Annotated in this window: 21 protein-coding genes; 19 read left to right on the forward strand and 2 right to left on the reverse strand. The window is 46.7% G+C overall.

Annotated features, from left to right (window positions below; genetic code table 11):
- Nucleotides 1-4 precede the first annotated feature (4 nt).
- The 11 genes from BLS03_RS08690 (at nucleotide 5) to BLS03_RS08740 (ending at nucleotide 10,616) form a co-directional block, all read left to right on the forward strand.
- Nucleotides 5-592 carry an HD domain-containing protein gene (locus tag BLS03_RS08690; RefSeq protein ID WP_093272326.1) on the forward strand — a complete coding sequence of 196 codons (588 nt, stop codon included), beginning with the start codon at nucleotides 5-7 and terminating at the stop codon, nucleotides 590-592.
- Between the two features lie 13 nt (nucleotides 593-605).
- Nucleotides 606-1,079, forward strand: a complete 474-nt coding sequence (locus BLS03_RS08695) for a DUF2947 domain-containing protein (protein WP_093272329.1) — start codon at nucleotides 606-608, stop codon at nucleotides 1,077-1,079.
- Nucleotides 1,080-1,482: 403 nt separating this feature from the next.
- The gene (locus BLS03_RS08700) at nucleotides 1,483-1,665 is read left to right on the forward strand and encodes a hypothetical protein (RefSeq protein WP_093272332.1); all 183 of its coding nucleotides are present in this window, start codon (nucleotides 1,483-1,485) and stop codon (nucleotides 1,663-1,665) included.
- Between the two features lie 201 nt (nucleotides 1,666-1,866).
- The gene (locus BLS03_RS08705) at nucleotides 1,867-2,463 is read left to right on the forward strand and encodes a GTP cyclohydrolase II (RefSeq protein ID WP_093272335.1); all 597 of its coding nucleotides are present in this window, start codon (nucleotides 1,867-1,869) and stop codon (nucleotides 2,461-2,463) included.
- Nucleotides 2,464-2,621: 158 nt separating this feature from the next.
- Entirely contained in the window at nucleotides 2,622-3,884 is a 1,263-nt protein-coding gene (locus tag BLS03_RS08710; RefSeq protein WP_093272338.1) for an imelysin family protein, read from the forward strand.
- 141 nt (nucleotides 3,885-4,025) lie between these two features.
- Nucleotides 4,026-5,411, forward strand: a complete 1,386-nt coding sequence (locus tag BLS03_RS08715) for a di-heme oxidoreductase family protein (RefSeq protein ID WP_093272342.1) — start codon at nucleotides 4,026-4,028, stop codon at nucleotides 5,409-5,411.
- Nucleotides 5,412-5,420: 9 nt separating this feature from the next.
- On the forward strand, nucleotides 5,421-6,470 hold the full coding sequence (locus BLS03_RS08720; RefSeq protein WP_093272346.1) for an imelysin family protein: 1,050 nt from the start codon (nucleotides 5,421-5,423) through the stop codon (nucleotides 6,468-6,470).
- Entirely contained in the window at nucleotides 6,451-7,539 is a 1,089-nt protein-coding gene (locus BLS03_RS08725) for a DUF1513 domain-containing protein (RefSeq protein ID WP_093272349.1), read from the forward strand. The genes BLS03_RS08720 and BLS03_RS08725 overlap by 20 nt, the downstream gene beginning before the upstream one ends.
- Before the next feature lie 77 nt (nucleotides 7,540-7,616).
- Nucleotides 7,617-9,173, forward strand: a complete 1,557-nt coding sequence (locus tag BLS03_RS08730) for a L,D-transpeptidase family protein (RefSeq protein ID WP_093272352.1) — start codon at nucleotides 7,617-7,619, stop codon at nucleotides 9,171-9,173.
- Nucleotides 9,174-9,356: 183 nt separating this feature from the next.
- A complete protein-coding gene (mepK, locus tag BLS03_RS08735) occupies nucleotides 9,357-9,896 on the forward strand; it encodes a peptidoglycan L,D-endopeptidase MepK (RefSeq protein WP_093272355.1) in 540 nt (179 codons plus the stop codon).
- A gap of 63 nt (nucleotides 9,897-9,959) precedes the next feature.
- The gene (locus tag BLS03_RS08740; RefSeq protein ID WP_093272358.1) at nucleotides 9,960-10,616 is read left to right on the forward strand and encodes an MBL fold metallo-hydrolase; all 657 of its coding nucleotides are present in this window, start codon (nucleotides 9,960-9,962) and stop codon (nucleotides 10,614-10,616) included.
- 36 nt (nucleotides 10,617-10,652) lie between these two features.
- Here the strand turns inward: BLS03_RS08740 and BLS03_RS08745 are convergent, their stop codons facing one another.
- Nucleotides 10,653-11,318 carry a DUF2982 domain-containing protein gene (locus BLS03_RS08745; RefSeq protein WP_093272361.1) on the reverse strand — a complete coding sequence of 222 codons (666 nt, stop codon included), beginning with the start codon at nucleotides 11,316-11,318 and terminating at the stop codon, nucleotides 10,653-10,655.
- 239 nt (nucleotides 11,319-11,557) lie between these two features.
- Here BLS03_RS08745 and BLS03_RS08750 point away from each other — a divergent pair, with 239 nt between their 5' ends.
- From BLS03_RS08750 to BLS03_RS08785, 8 genes are all read left to right on the forward strand, one after another.
- A complete protein-coding gene (locus BLS03_RS08750) occupies nucleotides 11,558-11,938 on the forward strand; it encodes a MarR family transcriptional regulator (RefSeq protein ID WP_093272363.1) in 381 nt (126 codons plus the stop codon).
- 357 nt (nucleotides 11,939-12,295) lie between these two features.
- On the forward strand, nucleotides 12,296-13,384 hold the full coding sequence (locus tag BLS03_RS08755; protein WP_093272366.1) for a TRAP transporter substrate-binding protein: 1,089 nt from the start codon (nucleotides 12,296-12,298) through the stop codon (nucleotides 13,382-13,384).
- Nucleotides 13,385-13,448: 64 nt separating this feature from the next.
- Nucleotides 13,449-13,985 carry a TRAP transporter small permease subunit gene (locus BLS03_RS08760; RefSeq protein ID WP_093272369.1) on the forward strand — a complete coding sequence of 179 codons (537 nt, stop codon included), beginning with the start codon at nucleotides 13,449-13,451 and terminating at the stop codon, nucleotides 13,983-13,985.
- Nucleotides 13,986-13,999: 14 nt separating this feature from the next.
- Nucleotides 14,000-15,283, forward strand: a complete 1,284-nt coding sequence (locus BLS03_RS08765) for a TRAP transporter large permease (RefSeq protein ID WP_093272371.1) — start codon at nucleotides 14,000-14,002, stop codon at nucleotides 15,281-15,283.
- A gap of 85 nt (nucleotides 15,284-15,368) precedes the next feature.
- A complete protein-coding gene (locus BLS03_RS08770; protein WP_093272374.1) occupies nucleotides 15,369-16,751 on the forward strand; it encodes a cache domain-containing protein in 1,383 nt (460 codons plus the stop codon).
- The gene (locus tag BLS03_RS08775) at nucleotides 16,717-17,355 is read left to right on the forward strand and encodes a response regulator (RefSeq protein WP_093272377.1); all 639 of its coding nucleotides are present in this window, start codon (nucleotides 16,717-16,719) and stop codon (nucleotides 17,353-17,355) included. The genes BLS03_RS08770 and BLS03_RS08775 overlap by 35 nt, the downstream gene beginning before the upstream one ends.
- An 11-nt stretch (nucleotides 17,356-17,366) precedes the next feature.
- Nucleotides 17,367-17,705, forward strand: a complete 339-nt coding sequence (locus BLS03_RS08780; protein ID WP_093272379.1) for a DOPA 4,5-dioxygenase family protein — start codon at nucleotides 17,367-17,369, stop codon at nucleotides 17,703-17,705.
- A gap of 101 nt (nucleotides 17,706-17,806) precedes the next feature.
- A complete protein-coding gene (locus BLS03_RS08785) occupies nucleotides 17,807-18,409 on the forward strand; it encodes a 2OG-Fe(II) oxygenase (protein ID WP_093272382.1) in 603 nt (200 codons plus the stop codon).
- Between the two features lie 109 nt (nucleotides 18,410-18,518).
- On the opposite strand, the gene BLS03_RS08790 is transcribed toward BLS03_RS08785, so the two are convergent.
- A complete protein-coding gene (locus tag BLS03_RS08790) occupies nucleotides 18,519-19,397 on the reverse strand; it encodes a patatin-like phospholipase family protein (RefSeq protein ID WP_093272387.1) in 879 nt (292 codons plus the stop codon).
- Nucleotides 19,398-19,563: the final 166 nt, after the last annotated feature.

The raw sequence follows: 19,563 nt of genomic DNA on the forward strand, positions 1-19,563 counted from the left end.
CGCGTTGCCACGATTAGAAAAGCAGCTGTCTTTGCTTATTGAGTTAGACAAGCTAAAAACAGTTTTACGCCGCACACGGATTAAATCCGCCCAAGACAGATTGGAAAATAGTGCAGAGCACAGCTGGCATGTGGCTTTGATGGCACTGCTGCTTGAAGAGCATGCCAATCGTCCGGTGGATATTGCACGCGTGGTAAAGATGCTATTACTCCACGATATTGTTGAAATCGATGCCGGTGATGTGTTGGTTTATGATCAAGAAGCAATAAAGCAGCAACAAGCCAAAGAGTATCAAGCAGCAGACAGATTATTTGCTATGCTACCCGATGATCAAGGGGCAGAGCTTCACGCACTCTGGCTTGAGTTTGAACGCGCTGAAAGCGCCGATGCCCAGTTTGCTAAATCGCTCGACCGGCTGATCCCAATGCTACTCAATTATCACAATCAAGGCATTGGCTGGATTGAGAATCAAGTTACAAAACAGCAAGCGCTGAGCGTAAATCAAAAAATTGAATTCGGCTCGGCGGCGTTGTGGCAAAAAGCCCAACAAATTATCGACCAAGCAGCGAAAAGCGGCTGGTTAAAAGAATAGTCAAGGAGACTGAATGTCTTATATCGCTTTGGATAATTACCAAAGAAAATGGATTTTCACCCACCAATCTATGCCTGTGCCGCAAGAGGATTTAGCACAGATTAAGCCTATGGAGCCAGCGCGTGCTGCTCAGTTGTGGAAAGAGCAAATTAGCCCGCAAAGCCCGGACTCTGAGCGCTTTAGCTCAAGTGATTGGCCTGAAAAACCAAGCAATTGGCGTCAAAGTGTCAGTTGGATGGATGAATGGGAATCGGACCATGATAGCCTGCCAGAGGCCATACTCACGGCGATCGATTGGCAAGACGATGTGACAATCTATTTCTGCTACGAGAAATACAACATCATTGAAACCAAATGGTCGGTATTTAAAAAGCATTGGAAGAATTTTTTATTTTATGATGACGGACCGATCTTGATAGGACGTCGCCGCAGCGAAGCTTTGTGGTTTGATTCAAAAGGCCAAGTTAAAATAGGTCATCGTTCATAAAAAAAGCAGCGAAAGCTGCTTTTTTTATCTCAGTATTTTGATCATTTATAAGTGAATAAATCCAACAATAGGATCCTGAAATAGATCAAATACAAAATATTGGTTTACTGACATTCGGTTATGTCTTTAGAAGACCCATCTGGTTTGCTCGGCTTTTTCGTTGCAAAATTTGACCACGAAGAAGTTGTGAATAATGCAATTTGCATCAATGTCACATTGGTTATTTTGGTTAAAATTTCTATGTAGAAACGACGACTTCAAATATTCAATTAAAGGCTTAAATCGGTATACTTATTTACTGTGATAAACATTCCATAAATTATTTTTTGTCAAACATCAAAAATGTAATCTAGTATTATTTACTAAGAACAACATCAGACTATTTATAATGGTTGACTAGGATATGTCAGTGGAATCGATAGTGACACAATTAAAGAAAGACTTTTATGCGCAGCTCAGTTCTCTGCAAGCATACACTTTGCCACATTCGCAACCGACACTCTCGGTACTGACTGAAGAAGAGATCAGAGAGCTTGAGCATCTCTGGGTTGAATTGAATATCTGGAAGAAAAAACAGTCCCATTGACAGGTTTTCTTCGCTAACCATCTAATAAACCTCGATAATAAGACCTTATCGGGGTTTTTTATTGCCTAAATAATTAATTGTTATATTATAACAATCGTTATTCAAGCGTTGATTTTCATAGTATTGATCCCCATAGTTACAGCAGCGTTCAGAGTTTAACAACAAGAACAACAACAAGTATTGATTCAAGTGAGTGTATATATGGCGGAAGTAAGAGCCAGAGTAGATTTTAAAGTCGGTGCCAAAAGTGACATCGAAGCCGAAATCCTTTCATTTACCGGGCTAAAAACCGAAAAAGAACATGTCGCTGTCATCTTCAAACACGCAGATTCAACCATGGATGTGCCTCTAGTGCGAATGCACTCCGAATGTTTGACGGGCGATGTATTCCATTCTTCTCGCTGCGATTGCGGTGAACAACTTGAAGAAACCATCAACCGCATGGGCGATCTCGGCGGGATTATTTTGTATTTGCGCCAAGAAGGGCGTGGCATCGGGTTGTACAATAAAATCGATGCGTACAAGTTACAAAGCCAAGGCATGGATACCTATCAAGCCAATAATCATCTTGGTTTTGGTGATGATTTACGCGAGTTTACCGAAGCGGCGCAAATGCTGCAGGCACTTGGGGTAAACAAAATTCGTCTGGTGACGAACAATCCTAAGAAAGTTCGCGACCTTAAAGACAATGGTATTGAAATTGTTGAAGTGGTGAACACTGCAGCTCACCTTAAAGAGGGTAACGAGAGTTACTTAAAAGCGAAAATTTCTCACGGAAAGCACACTCTCAAGCTGTAATTTTTTCGCTCTTTATTGATAGAAGCCTCATTTTATGGGGCTTTTTTTATGTCTGTGTTGCAAAAAATGTCTAAATTCGTATGATTTGCGCTTAAACTGTAAATGATAATAATTTTCAGTATCATACTAATAACATCAATCAACAAGGAAGACCTTCAATGAAGATGAAAACTCTTCTGTCTCGCTGTGTCGCGACTTCACTATTACTGGGCAGCAGTTCAGTGCTGGCGGCTGATGTCACGCCAAAGCAAGTGGTCGAACATTACGCGGACATTGCTCACTCGGTTTATGCAGACGCACTAACGACTGCTCAAGTTCTCGATCAAAAAATTCAATCTTTTATTGCCTCTCCATCACAAGCTAAGCTCATCGAAGTGAAGCAAGCTTGGCTCGATGCTCGCGTTCCGTACCAACAGTCTGAAGTATTCCGTTTTGGTAACGCCGTTGTCGATGATTGGGAAGGGCAGTTAAACGCATGGCCACTGGATGAAGGATTGATCGATTACGTCGCTGATGATTACCAATACGAATTGGGTAATGAGGGTGCGAACGCAAACATCGTGGCTAAGACCGAACTGACGATTGGCGCATCAAAAGTGGATGTGGCGAAGATTACGCCGCAACTGATTGCTGACCTTAACGAGCTTGGTGGTTCAGAAGCCAACGTTGCATCAGGTTATCACGCCATTGAGTTCCTGTTGTGGGGCCAAGATTTGCACGGCGTTGAGCCGGGCGCTGGTGAACGTCCGTATACCGATTATGTTCAAGGTAATGGTTGTACTAACGGTCATTGCGATCGCCGCGCTGCATACCTACAAGCCACTGCGGACCTGCTGGTACAAGACCTAGAGTGGATGGAGAAACAGTGGTCGAGCAAAGTTTCGGGCAACTATCGCCAAACCCTACTTAATGAGTCAGCGCAAAATGGTTTACGTAAAATGCTGTTTGGTATGGGTTCTTTGTCTTTGGGTGAACTTGCTGGTGAGCGTATGAAAGTCGCGTTGGAGGCAAACTCGACCGAAGATGAGCACGATTGTTTCTCTGATAACACTCACAACTCACACTACTACAACGAGCAAGGCATCTATAACGTCTTTACTGGCTTGTACAAACGTACCGATGGCACTTTGCTATCTGGCCCTAGCCTGTACGATTTGGTGGCTCAGAAAGATGCAGCTCAAGCGAAGAAAATTCAAAGCCAGTTTGATGTCACTCGTGGCCAAGTTCACAAATTGGTGGAGTCAGCAGAAGACAACAATGTGCATTTTGACCAGTTGATTGCGGCGGGCAATGCGCAAGGCAATGCGTTGGTGAACGACACCATCATGTCATTAGTGGCGCAAACCGGTTCGATTGAGCAGGCAGCGAAACTCATCGGTATCGACAGCTTAAACCCAGATACTGCAGACCACGAGTTTTAATCGTTGGTCGGTCACGAATCAAAGGGCTCAATGAGCCCTTTTTGTGCTTCTATCGATCGTGATTTGGTCTATTCTGGTTTCAACCTTAAGGAATCGATCAACATGATGTTGTGCTTTTAACTTTTTCAGTGTGAGACTTTCATGCGTGCGTTTTTAACACCTGTTGTATTGAGTGTATGTGCGATGGCCAATGCCAGCGCGTATCAACTCAAATCTGGTGGTGATACCACAGTTAATAAAAGTGGCGCTAATGCCTATTCGCTTCCTGCACAAAACTTGCCGTTAACCAAACGCTTGGATTTTAGTGTGGGCAATAGCTTTTTTCGCAATCCTTGGGTGCAAGCGCCATCCACAACCGATGCCCGCGATGGGCTAGGCCCCTTATTTAACACCAATGGTTGTCAGAACTGCCATATCAAAGATGGCCGTGGTCATCCTCCTGAGCCGGGCGACAGTAACGCGGTATCGATGCTGATCCGTCTGAGTATTCCGGCGGTTACGTCTGAGCAAAAAGCGTTATTGAAGACGTTTGGTGTGGTGCCGGAGCCAACCTATGGTGATCAATTGCAAGATTTTGCTTTGCCCAACCAAACGCCGGAAGGGCAGGTAAAATGGCAATATCAGCAACACACGCGCACGTTCGCCGATGGTACGGTTGTAACGCTGCGTAAACCACAGTTTTCGATTACCCAGCTTGGCTATGGTCCGATGCATCCCGATACCATGATGTCGGCGCGTATCGCACCGCCGATGATCGGCCTTGGACTGTTGGAAAGCATTAGCGACCAAACGTTACTCGAGTGGCAAGACCCAAATGATAGTGATGGCGACGGTGTTTCCGGGCGAGTTAACCGAGTTTGGAGTATCGATAAGCAAGCGACCGTCATCGGCCGATTTGGCTGGAAAGCTGGCCAGCCGAGTTTGATGCAGCAAAATGCGGCGGCTTTTCATGGCGACGTCGGTTTGACCAGTCGTTTGTTCCAGAGCGAAAATTGCACAGATAAACAGCCAGTTTGCAATCAGTTGCCTAATGGTGGTGACAAGGAAGTTAGTGATAAGATACTGAACTTTGTCGAGTTTTATAGTCAACACCTTGGCGTGCCTAAGCGTCGTAATATCGACGACCCTAAGGTTGTGCATGGTCAGCAATTATTTGCCAGTGCCGGATGCGCGGCGTGTCATAAGCCAAGTGTTACGACCGGATTACGCGATGGGCTGCCGAGTTTGTCGAACCAAACCATCAGTCCCTATACGGATCTGTTGCTGCATGACATGGGGGAAGGGTTGGCGGATAACCGCCCCGAATTTGCAGCGAGTGGCCGTGAGTGGCGCACGCCGCCTTTGTGGGGGATTGGTTACACTCAAGAGGTCAATGGCCATACTCAGTTTTTGCACGATGGCCGCGCGCGTAACTTATTGGAAGCCATTTTATGGCATGGCGGGGAAGCACAAAGTGCGACACAAAAAGTGCTAAATTTTAATCGTCAGGAAAGAGCCGCGCTTATCGCGTTTTTGGAATCATTATAAGGAACCACCATGTCAGGAACCATCACGTCAGGAATTAAGTTATCGCTGTCTTTGTTGGCGCTCGGCGTTTTGTCTGGTTGTCAATCGACTCAGAATGCGAATACGGCCAAGGCTGAGCAAACTTCTCATCTAAGCCAAAGCGTTTACCAAGTTGAGTTTGATGCCGCGCAGCATTTTGCTGCTCAAACGACACAACTTAGCCAAGCGTTTACTGACTATTGCGCCAACCCTGGTGATGCTGCTGAGCTTAAAAGTGCTTGGCAACAAACGATGCAGAGTTGGATGGCACTGCAAGGACAAGAGCGCGGGCCACTTGATGCTTTGGAGCAAAACTGGAATGTGCAGTTTTGGCCAGATAAGAAAAACACCACAGGTCGAAAAATGGCCCAGCTGCTGGCGAAAGGTGAAGTGGTCACGGCTGAGCAATTGAGCACCCAAAGTGTGACGGTGCAAGGTCTTGGCGCTTTAGAGTGGCTACTTTATGACACCGCCTCGAATATGGATTCAAATTCGAACTCGTGTCAGCTTGGCGTGGCGATCGCCAGTAATCTGCATAATAAAGCGCAGATTATTGCCAATGCGTGGTTGAGTAATCCGTGGGCTGAGCTTGATAAAACGGCTTGGTATAGCGAATACATTGCGCTGCTGTCTAATCAGCTCGAATTTAGCATGAGCAAACTGAGCCGTCCGATGGGTAACATAGGGCATCCAAGGCCTTACTTTTCTGAATCGTGGCGCTCAAAAACGTCAATGCAGAATCTCAAAGCCAATTTGATTGCTATGAAAGCGGTCTACCTTGCAAATGGTAAAGGCTTAGATCACCTGCTGCGCGAGCGCGGTCATGCTGATCTGGCCGACCGTGTACTGGGTGATTTCGACGATGCCATCGCCACTTGGCCAATGGAGGATAGCTTGTTCGACATGCTCTCAACCCGCAAAGGCTACCAAAGCGTGCTTTCTCAATACAACAAACTGGAAGAGCTTAAATATCTGATCCACGAAGAGGTGGCGGTCGAGCTTAAAGTGGTTATAGGATTCAATTCAACTGATGGTGACTGATAATACAAGACGCACGCTTTTAAAAGCGGCGTTATTTGGCGCGGCAACACCTTGGTTGCCTTTCGGCTGCGCTACCACGCGTTCGCCAGACGAGCCTGCTTTGGTCGGTTGCGCCATTTCTGGCCGCGATGATTACCGAGTGGTGGTGGCGAATCAATGGGGAAGCCTGCTTAGACAACTGCCATTACCTGCTCGTGGTCATGGGGTGGCAGTAGAATCTAAGCTCGGCCATGCCGTGGCATTTGCGCGTCGTCCCGGCGAATTTTTGATGGTGTTTGATTTTCACAGCGGCGAAATGCTGAAGTTAATTACCGCTGCGCCAAATCGTCACTTTTATGGCCACGGCATTTATTCACAGGATGGTGCTTGGTTATATGCAACGGAAGGTGAGCGGGCCACCAGTCGCGGCATTATCGGGGTATATGATGTTGCAAACGGCTATCAGAAAGCTGCGGAATTGAGTGGATTTGGGATTGGCCCCCATGAAATCATACGCATGACAGATGGCACCTTAGTGGTCGGTGTTGGTGGAGTTCATACCGATGGACGTACGCCATTAAATTTGCCAACCATGGAGCCAAGTCTAACTTATCTTAGCCCACAAGGTGAGTTACTTGACCAAGTTCGCTTGGCAGATCATCATCTTAGCATTCGTCATCTCGCACATGACGGTGATCAAACGGTTTTGTGCGGACAGCAATATCGCGGTGAACCCGATGCCTATCCAGCTTTGCTTGCCATGCATCAGCGCGGTCAAGAGATGGTCTCGCTTAAAGCGCAGCCAGAGCAGTGGGCGCGGTTCAATCACTATATCGCCAGTATTGCGGCAACCGACGAATGGATTTTAGCGACGTCTCCTCGTGGTAATTGCTATGGGATTTGGTCGAAGCAAAGTGGTGAATTAGTCGAATTGTTACCTTTGCCAGATGCTTCGGGAGTGGTGGTCAAAGATAAGCAATTTAGGGTGAGTTCGGGGGCGGGGAGTGTGATTTTGCAAGCTCATCCTTTCGAAAAACGCGCGGTTAATTCAAATGTTCAGTGGGATAATCATTGGTCTGCAATTAGTTGAATGTTCTTAAAAACAAGTCTTACTCAATGTTCAAATGTTTGCCATACTTTATGCAGTTCGGAATATTGGAGTAAGTAATGCGTTGCGTTAGGTGTTTGTTGTTGTTGGTCTTGTTCTTGCCAGTCAAGACGTGGGCAACGCCGTATTTTGAGCAGTTAGGGTGGATGACGCCTGACTCTAAACTTAATGAGTTAATTCAATACCCCTACCTGCTGGAAAATATTTATCAACGTAATGGTGAGCAGCTGATTTGGTTCGATCTGCAGCAGAGCAGTAAGTTGGAATTTCAGCTCGAGATTCTTGACCGTGCTGGGTTTAGCCCGCTGTTTGCTCGTCAGTTGACTTACTTACGATATTATCGTGAGAACAACCGTTGGTATGAGTACGATCTGCTTGCAACCGATACGTTGCTGTCTTACTTAAGTTACGCCGAAAATGCCCCTAAAATGGGGCAGGATTGGTATTTTGATAAGCGTCTAACCGAAAAACTGCCGCTGCCGACCGCGAAAACCATCGAGTTTGTGTTCACTGCCATCGATCAGCAGCATCTTTCCGCGTTGATTGAGATGTACACGCCGGATTCCCCAGAATACGATCAACTGGTCAATACCTACCTGCATTTAACCAAATACCTCAACAGCAACATTCCGCTTTACCATCAAAAAGGCACGCGCCGTGCGGGTGACCGCCTGACGGATCGCGCAGCGCTTATTCAGCGACTTGAAATGTTGGATATTGATGTGAGCCGCGTAACCCCAGGTTTGAATTGGTACGACAGCTCCTTGACTGGCGCTGTGATGCAGTTTCAACGTATTCACGGTTTAACGCCGGATGGGGCAATTGGTCCTGCGACGCTGCGCTGGATCAACATGACGCCAGAGCAACGTTTGGATATGTTAGCGATTAACGCCGAGCGGGTTCGTATGTGGCCAGCCCAGCGCGACGCACTGATCGTGGTTAACGTGCCAAGTTATGATTTGAAATATTGGTATTTGGGCAAGGAGCAATTTGAGTCCAAAGTCGTGGTAGGGCGAGCGTCAAGAAAAACGCCTGTGATGTCGATTAAGCTTGATTCACTGATTTTCAATCCTACTTGGAACGTGCCTTGGACCATTATGGTTGAGGACATTCTTCCTAAGGTAAAACGCGACGTCAAATATCTGGCAAACCACAATCTTGAAATTATTCCGTCGTGGGGTGCACAGCAAACCATCGATCCTGAGACCATCGATTGGGCGGCTATGAATCCTAAAGCGTTCCCTTATAAGCTGCGTCAGCGCTCAGGCAACAGCAACTCGTTAGGGTTGTATAAATTTAACACGCCGAATCGCCGTGCAATTTACCTGCATGATACGCCAGGAAAGTATTTGTTTGATAAGCAAAAACGTGCTTTTAGCTCTGGTTGTATTCGCGTTGAACATGCCGATCAGTTTGCCTCGGTGCTATTGCAAAATCAGGGACTGACGGATGCTGGCGATCAGGTGCGCTTGAGCGGTTTGTCCAATCGAGCCGTGGCGCTCAAAGAACATATTCCGGTGCACATTATCTATCAAACCGCGTGGTACGAGTCGGGTGTGGTGCACTATCGTGACGATATTTACCGCTTCGACGGCACGAAATACGGCAAAAGTTAAAAATTTACAAATTTTTTAAAATCGCCAAAACGAGACCATTTTCAAGATTATTCAACAAGTAAGCATTTTAAATGGTCTCAAGCTAAACTTTTAGCACGAAATATGCATTTGTACTTCATAACTAAGTTAGGTAGTGTCTTTTTTGACGCTTAGGAACAACGTTTGTTATGAAGGTAAGATATTGTGCAGTTATCTCGTAGAAAATTTCTTCAATTATCCACTGGTGGTTTAGTTCTTTCTGCTTTTCCATCTATTGCTCTAGCCTCTCCAGCAACAAAAGCTCGTACTTTGGTATTAAATAACCTTCATACCGGTGAAAGCTTAGAAACTTGCTATTTTGATGGTCGCAGTTATGACCATAGTGAACTGAATAAACTCAATCACTTATGTCGAGATTTCCGTCGTAACGAAGTGTTTGCGATGGACAAACGCCTGTTTGATCAAATCGCACGTATTCGAGAAGTATTGGGTACTCAGGCCGAAGTTGAAATCATTTCCGGTTACCGCTCTCCAGCCACCAATGAAATGCTACGTAACCGCTCATCGGGCGTGGCCAAGAAGAGCTATCACATGACAGGTCAAGCGATTGACTTTCGTCTTAAAGGTGTCAGCTTAAAGAAGGTGCGTAACGCCGCGCGAAGCATTCGTGCTGGTGGGGTGGGTTATTATCCAAGCAGTAATTTCGTTCATATTGATACTGGCCCAGTGCGTTACTGGAGCTAATGTTGTCAAACTTGGGCGACAATGTCATAGTTCAACGATACTGAAAATTCAGAAGGTTTGAATATGTCTTTGCAATACCAAATTGTTCCGGTGACCTCTTTTTCACAAAATTGCTCGATCGTCTGGTGTGACGAAACGATGCAAGGCATTGTTATTGATCCCGGTGGTGATGAGAAACAGTTGGCGCAGCTGATTAAAGAGCTTGGCGTTGATGTCCAACAGCTGGTACTGACTCATGGTCATTTGGATCATGTCGGCGGTACTGAGCCACTCGCCAAAGCACTCGGCGACGTGCCTATTGTTGGCCCTCATAAAGACGACAATTTTTGGTTGCAAGGCTTAGAAGGCCAGAGTCAAATGTTTGGTTTTCCATTGACCAGCGCGTTTGAGCCAAATCAATGGCTTAATGATGGCGATGAAGTGGTGTTTGGCCAGCAAAAACTGCAAGTGTTTCACACCCCAGGCCATACTCCGGGCCATGTGATTTTATTTAGCGATTCAGCGCGCTTGGCGTTTGTTGGCGATGTTCTATTTAACGGCAGTATTGGCCGTACTGATTTCCCGAAAGGCGATTTCAACACCTTGATTCAATCGATCAAAACTAAGTTATGGCCGCTGGGTAACGATGTGCGTTTTGTTCCCGGGCATGGGCCGGAGTCGACATTTGGTCACGAACGCGCCTCGAATCCATTCGTTGCCGATGAAATGCCGCTGTACTAGCGACAGCGCGCAATAGCTTATCCGTTTAGCGATGATTTACTCTGGCTTGGCCGCTGCTAAGTAGCGCCGAGCCAGCCCCACGAAATCTTCAATTGGCCGCTCTAAATCGCTGGCAGAAATAAATACGTCGTAATCGTAATTTTCTCTTTGATAGCGCATTCGGTTGGCAAGCATGGCTTGTAAGCCCTTGTATACCCGACCGTCTTCGGTGCGAAATTGGTTAGTGTCGAGCACCATATCCTCAAATTCAGCATTACGTTTTGTTTGCCGTAACCCCAAATACAGCAGCGGACGTTGATCGAGCAGAATCTCGGTGGCAATCCGCGGGCAAATGCTGTCGAGATAAGGCGAGTAATTTTTCAGTTTGATACCCACCCAAGGCAGCGGCGTTTGCCAACCCTGGTAGCTGTATTGGCAAATTCCAATGTGACTGATATTGCTCCACTTCACCACCCAGCCACCTTTAAACAGATGCTGCTGAAAATGGGTTGCCGTGAGGGTGTACTCAACTGTGCCTTTGAGCAGTAAAAAGTAACTGAACCCACATCCGCAGGCGATAACACCTGCAATCAACAGCGCTTGCTTTATTCCCGGCGCGGTCATTATCAAAGTGAGAAAAGCGGTCGCAATAATAATCAGCAGCCAGGTTTTGAGTCGACTATCTAATTGAATCGGTTGATTAATCAAGTGAATGGTTGGCATGAATATGAACCTGCTTTGTCAACAAAGGGTGATAAGTGTTCGCGCTCTCAGTTATATGCTCAATTTTTAATAGTCTGATCACAAGCTTTTGTGACTAAATTATATGCTTTGCTGGGGACTGAGCGCATTTTTGCTCGGTAGAAGAACAATTACCCTACAAAAGAGCGCTTTTTTTTGGTATAAAACGCGCTTCAAATTTTCACCACTGTATCAATTGCAGTGAAATGGAGAAATACTCGATGAGACTTGCTCATAAGCGTAAAGTGCAGCTGAAGCTGAAAAAACAAGTGAAAGCGACAGTGGCTAACCTTGTAGCAACCAATAAGGCGCCTAAGCCTGTTGTTGAAAAAAAAGCCGCAGCGAAACCAGCTGCTGAAAAAGCGGTCGCAACTCCAGCGGCGGCGACTGACGTTGCTTTAACTCCGAAGCAACAACAAGTACTGGATATTGTCGCAGCAAATGCGGACGGTATTAATCCGAAAGGAATTGGTCTAGCAGCGGGTCAAGATGATGCCAAAGCGGCAGCTTGGGCGACCGGCGCATTGAAAAAGCTTCTTGAAGAAGAGCTTGTTGTGAAAGAGCAAGTAGCGGGCAATAAAGTTATTTATAAAGCCAAATAATCGCTCTCCTCAACCCATAGAGAAAAAGCCTTAGCGAAAACGCTAAGGCTTTTTCTTTGCCTGTCACAAAGGCTTGTGTGCCACTTGTCACAATTCAATAACATTTCGCTTCTAAGCCGCCACTGCGTAGTTTCCGCATGCGCCTTAGCCAAATCTAAAAAATTCAAACATAAATTCAATATGTTAACTACTAGTTGGCGATTAGACTACGTAGAAATACGCAGTTGTGCGTCATGATGTACTGGGTATTCTAAAAGCGTATTGCGTGTTCTTTACGATAGGTTATCTCAATGAAATCGTTCATGTTTAGGTGGAACACATCATCTAAAGAGATAACAGTCAATAAGGACGACCACCATGAGCCTAATCCACTCGAGTTTAAAAAGAGTGCTAAAAAGCACCGCGATTGCTTCCATGCTGGCACTGATATCCAGTACCAGTGTTGCGGCAGAAAAAGTCTACCGTCTCAAACTCGCCGAAACTTGGGGACCAAACTTCCCAGTATTTGGCGATGCGACCAAAAATATGGCCGCGATGGCCGAGAAGATGTCCAACGGTCGTCTGCAAATTCGCATCGACTCCGCCAACAAACATAAAGCGCCGCTGGGTGTGTTTGATATGGTCAAATCCGGTCAGTACGATTTAGGCCACTCAGGCTCTTATTACTGGAAAGGTAAGGTGCCGAATACCCTTTACTTCACATCAATGCCATTTGGTATGACGCCTGCAGAGCAATACGCTTGGTTCTACCACGGTGGCGGTATGGAGCTGATGGAGCGTGTCTACTCACCGCACAATCTATTGTCTTTCCCTGGCGGCAACACGGACATCCAAATGGGTGGGTGGTTTCAAAAAGAGATCAACACCGTCGAAGACTTCCAAGGTCTGAAAATGCGCATTCCAGGTTTTGCTGGCGAAGTCTTGGCTGAGCTTGGCGCTAAGCCAACCAACATCGCACCTGGCGAACTCTACACCGCGTTAGAGCGCCGCACCATTGATGCTCTGGAATGGGTTGGACCTTCTCTTGACCTGCGAATGGGTTTTCACAAAATTGCGCCTTACTACTACACCGGTTGGCACGAGCCAGGCTCTGAGTTGCAGTTCCTCGTCAATAAACGTGTTTGGGAACGTCTGCCTGAAGACCTACGTGAAATTCTGCGCGTTGCGATGCGTACCGCTGCTTACGACATGTACACTCAAGCGACCCATGAAAGTGGCAAAAACTGGTCATCGATTAAATCGGAATACCCAGACGTAGAAGTGAAAGACTTCCCTCCAGCGGTAATGCAGGCAATGCGTGCTGCCAACGCCAAGCTTCTGGCTGAGCACGCAGCCAGCGACCCACTGGCTAAAGAAATTCAGCAGTCACAAGCGGATTATCTCAACCAAGTTCGCCCTTGGACGGATATTTCTCATCGCGCTTACTTAAACAGCCAAGCGCAGTAAGGTTCTGCTTTGTCTTGATGGCTCCGTTTACGCGGAGCCTTTTTCAAATTCCAAGGAGTTCGGAATGCGAAATTTGATTTATATCGAACGTCTTTTTCATCGCTTTGGCGATGCACTTGGCTGGCTTTCTAGCGTGCTGTTTGTGTTATTGGTTTGCAACGTGGTTTATGACGTCGTGATGCGCTACGTGTTTAACGACGTATCGATTGCATTTCAAGAGTTGGAATGGCACCTGTTTTCAGCGGTGTTTCTGCTTGGTGTGCCTTATGCCATCAAAGCGGGGGGCCATGTCCGCGTCGATGTGTTTTACGAGCGTTTATCTCGTCAGTCGCAAGCCGTCATCGACTTGCTTGGCTGTCTGCTGTTCCTAATGCCATTTTGTTTGTTGGTGGCTTGGTTTGGTATCGACTTTGCCAAAGAAAGCTACGCACTGGGTGAAACCTCTGGCGATCCCGGAGGCTTGCCAGCACGCTGGATCATCAAAGCCATGATTCCACTTTCGTTTCTCTTTATGGCCATTAGCGGTATCGGTTTGATGCTGCATTCCATCAATAAACTGGTTCATCCGCATTTGATGGCCGACTCTCCTCATAGCAAATAATAAGGCGCTGAAAAATGATAGGAATAGTGATGTTTTTTGTCGCGTTGTTTGCGCTATTGCTTGGCTTCCCAGTGGCTTTCACTTTTGGCGGGATCGCGCTCATTTTTGGCGTGTGGGCAGAAGGGCCAGAGATGTTTGCCTTTATGCCATATCGTATTCAATCGATCATGGAAAACACGGTGCTGATGGCCGTGCCGCTGTTTGTATTTATGGGCTTAGTGCTGCAAAAAACTCGTTTAGCCGAGCAGTTACTTGAGTCAATGGGGCGCTTATTCGGCGGCGTGCAAGGCGGTATCGCGATTTCAACTGTGTTGGTTGGAACGCTGCTTGCGGCGTCCACCGGTGTGGTTGGGGCGTCAGTGGTGGCTATGGGGCTTATCTCATTACCTGTGATGCTGAAATATCGTTACGACAAGGGTTTGGCCTGTGGCACCATTTGCGCCGCGGGTACGCTTGGGCAGATCATTCCGCCCTCGATTGTGCTGATTTTACTTGGTGATGTACTTGGGGTTCCGGTAGGGGACTTGTTCCAAGCGGCTATCTTGCCAGGTATCGTGCTGGTTGGTGCTTATATTGTTTACATTCTGATTTACGCCAAGCTCAATCCTCAGGCAGCGATGCCGATTGAGCGTGATGCAAGCCAAAGCCGGCAGCAGGAGGTCATCGCAGCGCTTAAAGCCGTGATTCCGCCGCTGGCGCTGATTATCGTGGTGTTGGGTTCGATTTTCGCAGGCGTTGCAACGCCGACAGAATCGGCCGCGCTTGGCGGTGCCGGAGCGCTTGCGCTTGCGGTGATGTATGGTCAGTTTAGTTTGCGCATGGTGTATGACGCAGCAAAAGAGACGGTGAAAGTCACCGCGATGGTGTTTGCGATTTTACTCGGCGCAACGGCATTTTCGATGGCGTTTACCTACACAGGTGGCGACCTGCTGGTGGAAGAGTGGATGCTACAAATTCCCGGTGAGAAATGGGGCTTTTTGGTGATCACCATGCTGGTGATTCTGATCCTTGGCTTTTTCATCGATTTTGTCGAAATCTGCTTTATCATCGTACCGATTCTTGCGCCAGTGGCAGAGCTGCTCGGCATCAACATGACGTGGTTTGCGATTTTAGTGGCGATGAATTTACAGACATCGTTCCTGACTCCGCCATTTGGTTTCAGCCTGTTTTATCTAAAAGGCGTGGCGCCCAAAGGGGTTACCACTACCGACATCTATCGTGGTGTGATGCCGTTTATCGCGATTCAGATTCTGGTGCTTATCTCGCTATTAATTTTCCCGCAGCTGTATGGAATGTGATCGGCAAGTTACAAAAATATTAACAAAATTGATACACTTGAGCGGCTCATCCTTTGGATGGGCCGTTTTGCTGTAGAGGAATTTTATGTCTTTGAGAACCAAGCTTATTTTGCTTAGTCTGATGCCATTTTTGCTGGTTGCGGTGGCCATCAGTTGGATTGCTATCCATCAAGCTAAGACTCTCGGGCAGAATGAGGTTGAGACTTTTCGCAACTCGTTGATTGAATCAAAAGAGATGGCATTAAAAGACAGTGTTGATCTTGCATTTGATGCCATTGGTCATGTGTACAACGATCCCAAGCTTGATGAAGCGCAAGCCAAAAGCCAAGTTAAAGCGATATTGACCAAGTTACGTTATGGCAGCGACGGTTATTTTTTTGCCTACGACAGCCAAGGGCGCAATTTGGTTCATCCGGTGCAGCCTGAACTGATAGGCCAAGATTTGTTGCATCTTAAAGATCAAAACGGCGATTACGTGATTGAAGCTTTAATCGCCGAGGCGAAATCCGGTGGCGGCTTTCATCAATACTTATGGAAAAAGCCTTCTACCGATGAGGTGGTTCCTAAGCTTAGCTACGCGGCTTGGTTGGATAAGTGGGGCTGGATGATTGGCACTGGCCTTTATATTGAAGATGTGAGCCAAGAAGTGGCTCATATGCAGGCGGCCATCAGCGCCAACATCGAAACCACGTTTTTTTCGTTGATTATGATTGTGATGGTCACTGTTGCGGTCATTGTGGTGATAACCCTTGCCGTGAATCTGCATGAGCACAAAATTGCGGATCGCAGCTTAAAGGAACTAGCTCATAAAACGGTTATGTTTCAAGAGGATGAGAAGAAGTACCTGGCGCGAGAGCTGCACGATGGTATCAATCAACTGTTGGTTTCAAGTCAATGCCATTTGGAATTGCTCGCGCATCAGCTTGATAATGAAACCCTGCGAGGCCACCTAAATAAGTCGCGTCAGTCTTTGACGACCGCCATCAATGAAGTGCGGCATATTTCCCATAAACTCAGACCCAGCGCGCTTGATGACATTGGCATTGAAGCGGCGCTCAATACGCTTTTGCAGGATTTTCGCTCTCATTCGGGCATGGAAGTGGAGGCTCTGTTTGATACTGAGCCGGGCAAATTGAAGTCGGAGGTTGCAACCACCTTGTATCGCGTCGCTCAAGAGTCACTGACCAACATTGAAAAGCACGCCAATGCGAGCAAAATCAGTGTGGTGCTCCAGCAAATGGGTAATTTACTGCAATTGATGATCCGTGACGATGGCGTGGGATTTCACACTCAGCAGTTGATGACTAACAGCGGCATTGGCCTGCGCAATATGCGCGAACGAGTGGAATTTATTGGTGGCGAATTTGAGCTGGTCAGCGAACCGGGTTTTGGCACCGAAATTACTGTGTTATTAAATTTGGATGGATTGGTGTATGGACAACCCCGTGAAAGTGTTGTTGGTGGATGATCATCAAGTGGTGCTAGATGGCTTCCTAGCTCGCTTGGAATTGGAGCCCGATATTCAAGTGGTCGGCACCGCTTGTAACGGCTTTGAAGCGATTGATGCCGTTGGGCGCGTTACCCCAGATGTGGTATTAATGGACGTCAGTATGCCAGTGATGAATGGTATTGATGCGACCGCATTGATCAAACAGAATCATCCTGAGGTAAAAGTGGTGATGCTGACCATGCATGATAATCGCGAATACATGATGAAAGTGATGCAAGCGGGGGCAGTTGGTTACATGCTTAAAGACGTGTCTGCCAAGAATATGGTGCAGGCCATTCAAACCGTTTTCCAAGGTGCGACGTATTTTTGCGAGTCGTCAACGCAAACACTGTTTACTCAATCCTTGCCGATTTCAACTTCTCAACCCAACCCACTCAGTCGCCGCGAGCAGGCAGTGCTAAAATTGGTCGCTTATGGGCACAGCAGCAAAAAAATCGCTTCTTTACTTGATATCAGTTATCGAACCGTTGAAACTCACAGGCAAAACATCAAACATAAACTTGATCTACACAGTACCGCAGAGCTTGCTAAGTACGCGTTAGAACACGGTTTAGTCGATTAAGCGAGTTCTCCATGCGATTCCCCCAAAATCTTTACCAGCACTATCATGCTCATCTCTATTACGATTCATCCAGTGTCGAGGTGGCGCAGCATATCTATCAAAAGTTGCAATCAATGTCTGAGTATCGGCTAGGGCGTTTTCATCGCAAATTAGTCGGACCGCACCCTCAATGGAGCTTTCAAATCGCGTTTACTCGTAGCCAGTTTGACGAGATCATCACTTGGCTTGAACGTCATCGCCAAGATCTCTCGGTGCTGGTTCATGGTGACACGGGGAACTTCTTTCTTGACCATACTGAGCATGCTTATTGGTTAGGTGAAGAACATAAATTAAACTTAAGAATGGCGTAATATATAAAACAAAATGTTTAATCGTATCGATAAGTAATTGAAGTTGTTGCGCCTTTTCTAATCCCCTATAACACGCGTTCTGTTATTAATGAGTGGAACTCATGGACGCGCTGATCGACGCTTTATTTACCCAAGGTTATTACATTTGGGATGATTTTCTCACCTCGCAGCAGGTTCAAAATATCAATGCTGAAATGCCGAGTAATTGGCAGGCGGCCAAAATTGGTCGCAACGAAGATTTGCTGCAGCAAACCAGTATTCGTAGCGACGATATTCAATGGCTTAGCCCAGCAATGGGGCCGAGTATTGAACACTATTTAGCTCTGATGGAAGAGATTCGCTTGACGGTCAATCGCCATCTTTACTTGGGCCTATTTGAATATGAAGCACATTTTGCCAAGTATTCAGCGGGTGATTTTTATAAGAAGCATCTCGATAGCTTTAATGGTTCGACCAACCGCCGATTAACGACGGTGTTTTATCTCAACCAAGATTGGGTGCCTCAAGATGGTGGCGAACTGATGATGTATGACCAAAACGATCAGCCACTGCAAAAAGTAGCGCCGATTGGTGGACGTTTGGTGGTGTTTCTATCTGAAACTTTTCCTCACGAAGTGCTGGTTTCATACCGTGAACGATACAGCATTGCCGGTTGGTTTCGCGTCAATGGCGTGACTGAGCAGCAATTGGACATCAGTCGTTAAGCTTTACAACAAGGTCAAGTCACACGCTGTGTACTTGCCCTTGTTGTTTCTAGTTTCTAACTCGCTTTGTTTCTGGTCACCTTGCTTTGTTTCTATCACCTTGTTTTGGTTATGCTCCCAAAGCGGCGCTCGCGCCAAGTGCGGTAGTGAGATCAATGGGTTGCAAGTGAGAGTTTGTCACATATTCGCGGCCAGCTTCGACACCCATCTCATAGCCTTGTTTTAATAGCGGCTGTTTCATGGTTAAGCGCTTAACCGCGAAATTTTCTGGCGGTGCTATTACGTTCACCGTGGTGTCCTCAGGCGGATTACGAATAAAGTCGAGTGAAGCGTTATAGTTTTCGGCGCGTTTGACCATGGCCTCGGCGACTTGAGGATAACGCGCAAACAGTTTCTTCATGATCCACGGACTACGAGTTTTCGGCATCACATAGCTCAGCGGGTGAGAGAGAATCACGGTAATTTCACGTGCACCGCGGCGATACGCTTCTTTCACGGGTATTGAATCGGCAACGCCACCATCGGTGTAACAGCCGCCTGAAAAGCAAGGGGTGGATTTATAAGCGATGGGCAGGGCGCAGGAGGCTTCGACCACTTTGTTGAGATTGTCTGGGTTGAGCCGATAATAATCGGCTTTGCCAGTGGCAATATTAGTGGCAGCGGCCAGCATCGGAATACCAGAAAATAGCGTGTCGGTGTCAACCGGAAAACGTCGATTGGATTCCTCTATCAGCCATTTAACATCGATAAGATCGCCACCACGCAGAAATCGAGCGGGGTTAAAAAACTGTTTATCGGTGGCAATTTGAGTAATGACTTGAACGCTTCTTTTGGGTTGGTCGGCAAGGTAACCAATCAGATTCGAAGAGCCCGCAGAGACACCAATCGCGAGATCAAACGGTCGGTAATCGTATTCCATAAAGCCGTCTAACACACCGCTGGCAAATATGCCGCGCATCGCCCCACCTTCAACCACAAGAGCCTTCATCGCATTTACTCCTCTAATGTTTCAAATTGTTTCTAGAATAACCAGTGATGAAAGTAGATAAAAGTCGGAAAAACAAATTACTTAAATAGGTTATGCCTATGAACTAATTATCATTGAGATCAAAGTTAGCGCGTTTTTGCTGTAATTTAACCATCACATTCGGAGA

It is taken from the genome of Vibrio xiamenensis (assembly GCF_900100015.1).
GTDB lineage: Bacteria > Pseudomonadota > Gammaproteobacteria > Enterobacterales > Vibrionaceae > Vibrio > Vibrio xiamenensis.